The sequence below is a fragment of the Synechocystis sp. LEGE 06083 genome (genome assembly GCF_015207725.1).
Classification (GTDB): Bacteria; Cyanobacteriota; Cyanobacteriia; order Cyanobacteriales; family Microcystaceae; genus Synechocystis; species Synechocystis salina.
This window is the reverse complement of the sequence record NZ_JADEWJ010000305.1, coordinates 1-4,249: the sequence shown is the minus strand read 5'-3', so window position 1 is coordinate 4,249 and position 4,249 is coordinate 1. Positions and strand designations below refer to the sequence as shown.

5 protein-coding genes are annotated in these 4,249 nt (G+C 47.0%); 3 read left to right on the top strand and 2 right to left on the bottom strand.

Annotation, left to right across the window (positions count from 1 at the left end; all coding sequences use genetic code 11):
• Positions 1 to 1,852, bottom strand: a 1,852-nt coding sequence (locus IQ219_RS17325; protein ID WP_194073436.1) for a PAS domain-containing protein, incomplete at its 3' end; no start/stop codon positions are given.
• A 2-nt stretch (positions 1,853 to 1,854) separates the two neighbouring features.
• A complete protein-coding gene (locus tag IQ219_RS17320) occupies positions 1,855 to 2,844 on the bottom strand; it encodes an ABC transporter substrate-binding protein (protein ID WP_194073435.1) in 990 nt (329 codons plus the stop codon).
• 76 nt (positions 2,845 to 2,920) lie between these two features.
• On the opposite strand from IQ219_RS17320, the gene IQ219_RS17315 reads away from it, so the two are divergent.
• The 3 genes from IQ219_RS17315 to IQ219_RS17305 all read left to right on the top strand — a co-directional run.
• Positions 2,921 to 3,517: an N-acetyltransferase gene (locus IQ219_RS17315; RefSeq protein ID WP_194073434.1), complete on the top strand. Its 597-nt coding sequence runs from the start codon at positions 2,921 to 2,923 to the stop codon at positions 3,515 to 3,517.
• A gap of 96 nt (positions 3,518 to 3,613) precedes the next feature.
• Positions 3,614 to 3,916: a phosphoribosylformylglycinamidine synthase subunit PurS gene (purS, locus tag IQ219_RS17310; protein WP_010873826.1), complete on the top strand. Its 303-nt coding sequence runs from the start codon at positions 3,614 to 3,616 to the stop codon at positions 3,914 to 3,916.
• Positions 3,913 to 4,249, top strand: a 337-nt coding sequence (locus IQ219_RS17305; protein ID WP_194073433.1) for a phosphoribosylformylglycinamidine synthase subunit PurQ, incomplete at its 3' end; no start/stop codon positions are given. The genes purS and IQ219_RS17305, both read left to right, overlap by 4 nt.

The window sequence follows — 4,249 nt, the reverse complement described above, 5'->3', positions numbered from 1 at the left end:
ATCCTGTACCTTCATAACGACGATTGAGGGCACTATCAATCTGCACAAAAGGCTCAAAAATATTACTTAATCTTTCCGCCGCAATGCCAATGCCCGTATCTATGACGGTGAGATGTAGCTGGGGCAATTTACCATGGTGATCAGGAGCCCCTTCTTCCATGACCAAGTTAACCTGTAGGATTACCTTGCCCCCTTCCGGCGTAAATTTAATGGCGTTGTTAAGTAAATTAATTAGAACCTGACAAATCCTTCGTTTATCCACCACCACATCTGGTAGATTGGGTAGGATTTCGGATGACAAATTAACTCGCTTTTGTAGTGCAAAGTGTTGCACAAATGTCAAACTATGATTAACCAACGTCAGTAAATTAGTCGATTCCAAATCCAAGTCCATCTTGCCAGCTTCAATTTTGGAAAGATCAAGAATGTCGTTGATCAAGGAAAGTAAATGTTTGCCGCTTCTTTCCACCACTTCCAAAGATTGAACTTGTTTGCCATTTAAGGGTCCATAAAATTGATTTTGTAGAGCCTCAGCCATGCCTAAAATGGAGTTGAGGGGAGTACGCAATTCGTGGCTCATGTTTGCCAGAAATTCATCCTTCAGTTGGGTAGCTTTGGCTAAAATTTTGTTGGAAAGCTTTAATTGTTCTTCTGCTTTCTTAATCTCCGTAATATCGGCGATCGTGCCAATAATTCTATTGAGTAATTGATCTTTTTCCAGGTGAATTTGACCACGTAACAGACAATAATAAATCTGGCCTTCAGCGTCTTCTAAACGGAGTTCTACTGACAGGTCCACTGTTGGGTCGGCCAAACTTTGCTCAATAGTCTGCCAAAACACAGGGCGATCATTAGGGTGAATGAAAAAATCCCCATCTCCTCGCTCCAGGGGTTGCTCAAAGCCGAGCCAGGTAATCAAATTGGGGTCCACTTCAAAGTAGTGCAGTTGGGGCTGACATTCCCACACCCATACCCTAGTGGCTTGGGAAGCCAATTCGTAGCGTTGGGCAATTTCCACATATTTCCTTTCAGCAATTTCTAGGGCTTCCCGTTGATAAATCTGCAATTGATTGAAGGTATGCACCAGGGTTTGCCCCAAGAAACCAATCTCGTTACTTGGTAGGGGAGGCAAACTAAACTGCTCAACATTGTCATAATTAATTAATGCCCGGTGCAGTTTACCCAAAGGGGCCAAGACAGAATATCTAATTAGTAAACCCAATAACAGAACAATTACCACAGTGCCAATAATGAATGAAGCCACTACTAATAAAAGTGCCTGGTTAACCTCTCGGTTTAATTCCTGTTTTGCTAGGACTGTGATTGCCACTCCCCGTCGGTGGCTATTTTGGTCATGGGAATTTTCTCCCTGCTCAGGAAAAGAGTACGTATTAAAGGGAAGAGCATAAACCACCACTTCTTCACCATCAACTTTGGTAATTCGAGATTGGGGAATGCCACTGATGGAAACCTGTTCAAAAATAGGAAAAAGAGCTGGTGCGATTTGAGCATATTTTTTTTCCCGTGCCATTTTTATCCCCTCACCATGGGCAATGATGACACCGTTAGGATTGATGATTGAAATTGTTTGCACATTGGGCCAAGCCGCATAATTTTGCACTAAGCGATTGAGACGATAAACGTCCTTGGTCTCCACCAAACCTTCCGCTGCAAATTCCAAGCCTTCGGTCAATCGCTGGGCCCTTCTGGTAATATTAATTCTTGATTTTTCTTGTAATTGTTGCCTGGTAAAAACTATAGCTATGGCACTGGTAAACAGGAGAATGAGGGCGCAACCAGCTAGCAACTGGTAACGTAGGGGGCGGGTAAAAGTGGGTTTGTCCTGAATCATAGCTAAAGACGCTCCACAGCTTGGGAAAATGGTTGGGAATTTATGGCAATATCATCTCGAATAATCAAGCGATGACGACAACTTTCTCGTAATAATCGATAGTTTCTGGCAATGATGGACTCTAATCGTCTTTGCACTAACATTTCTTCATTCAAGATGCGATCGCCGTGAATCATACCCTGGAAACCTTGGACAAAGACTTCCACAGGGACCTCTAATTGTTGGGCCACAATGGCGAAAACCTCTTGGGGATTAGTTTCCACCGCATCCATTACCTCCAGCCATACTTGAATGAAGCGAATTAATTCTTCTCGTTTTTCCTGAACCACTTCTGCACGGGTTATCAGACCATCCACCACCATGCTGTCTAGTTCTGCGGTGGTGTAGATAATATTACCCCCAATTTCTTGGGCTGTTTTGTGCAACAGCGGTTCCCAAAGCACTGCTGCGTCAATGGAACCATCCTTGAGGTGAGCAATCCCTTCTTCGTTGGGTATGTCAACAATTTCCACTTCGTCCAGGTCTAAATCGTTGGCCCACAGGGCTTCAAGCAAAATTACGTGGGCAATACTGCCAAACCGAGCACTAATTTTTTTGCCAGCCATTTGGGCCATGAAATTTAATCCCGGCCGGGCCACAATGCCGTCGGAACCAGCGGAAACATCGGCAACGAGGATGAACTCTGGGGTGGCTTGGGGAAAATCTAATTGTATAGCCTGGGGCAAGGGAGCAAAACTAGCATCTTGGTAGCCCCGCATGGTGGCCCGGAGATTATCATTCTGTTCTTCAAAATGAACTAGCTTAACGTCTAGTCCCCGCTTGGTGAATAGGCCCTTAGCTTCGGCATACAGGATGACGCTATAACCAGGCCAGTCGTTCATGCCCACGGTGAGGGGTTGCAAAACCTGTCTTTGGTTCAGGCTGACCAGGGCGATCGCCGTTAGGATAAGAGTGAGCCCAAACCCTAGCAGGTTTTTGAGGGGATACTTCATGGCGATCTGGGGAAAATGGGAAAAACTGGCAAATTTTAGTCAATTTGCTTGCTCTGGTCAATAGCGTTCAGCAACCATGGAAAAATCAGCCTTAAGTCCCCCCGGTTATTGTCTCTATAAGGGAACTACCAGAGATCGGCGGTTACTGGTGGATTTTTTGGAGCGTACTTACCAGGCCCTCTTTCCAGAACGGCACGACTTCTCCCATTTGGGACAAACAGTGGAAAGTTATTTTTCTTGGCGATCGCCATTGTGGTGGGTCACTCCGGAGGTTGGCCAGGGGAGCCCTGTTCACCATGATAATAGTTTTTCTGTCGGGGAAGACCCCTTGGGATTGATGGCCCAAATTAACTTGCCAGTACAGGATCAGAGGGTAAATAACCAAGGGGAAAAAACTGCTTGTGCCCAGCCCATTGCCGGCCTTTGGCTCGGTAACGCCGTTGATCAGGTCACGGGCGATCGCCATGGCCATATTTTTATGCTCTATGTGGAGCCGGCCCACCGTCGTCGGGGTATTGCCACTGCTTTGATGGCCCAGGCCCAACAATGGGGTGAACAAAGAGGCGATCGGCGATTGGCGTTACAGGTTTTTACCCACAACCAAGGAGCCAAGGAACTGTATGAAAAATTTGGCTTTTCCCCCCACGCTCTACTAATGCAAAAAACTTGGTAGCTATGGCAATTGCCGCCGATTTTCCCAATCTGGTCAGCCTAATTGACCCCACGGCTTTAACCTTGCCGAGAAAGACTTTCTAAGGCAGGATTAACAGTGGCAGATTCCCCGGTAAGGCCCTCCATGTCCCATTCCTACCATTGTCGTATTTACGTTACCCTCCGTCCCTCCGTGCTGGACCCCGCCGGTACTGCTGTGCAATCCGGTTTGCAACAATTGGGGTACGATGGCGTTTCCCAGGTCAGAATTGGTAAATATATCGAATTAACCCTCGAGGCCCCGGACGAAGCCACCGCTTCCCAACAGCTAGACACCATGTGTGACCAACTATTGGCCAATACGGTGATCGAAAATTATTGCTTTGAAATTACTGCCCTAGAAGGTGCCGTCACGCCATGACCAGCTTTGGTATTATTGTTTTCCCCGGTTCCAACTGCGATCGGGACATTGCCACCGTCACCGCCGGTTTGTTAGACCAGCCGACCCGGTTTATTTGGCACCAGGAAACCGATCTCCATGGGGTAGATGTGGTGGTTTTGCCAGGGGGCTTTAGCTACGGCGATTATCTCCGCTGTGGGGCGATCGCCAGATTTTCCCCCATCATGGCCGCCATCATTGACCATGCCAAAGCAGGCAAAAGGGTGTTGGGCATCTGTAACGGTTTTCAAGTGCTGACGGAAGTTGGGTTATTGCCGGGGGCTTTAATCCGCAACCGGGATTTACATTTCATCT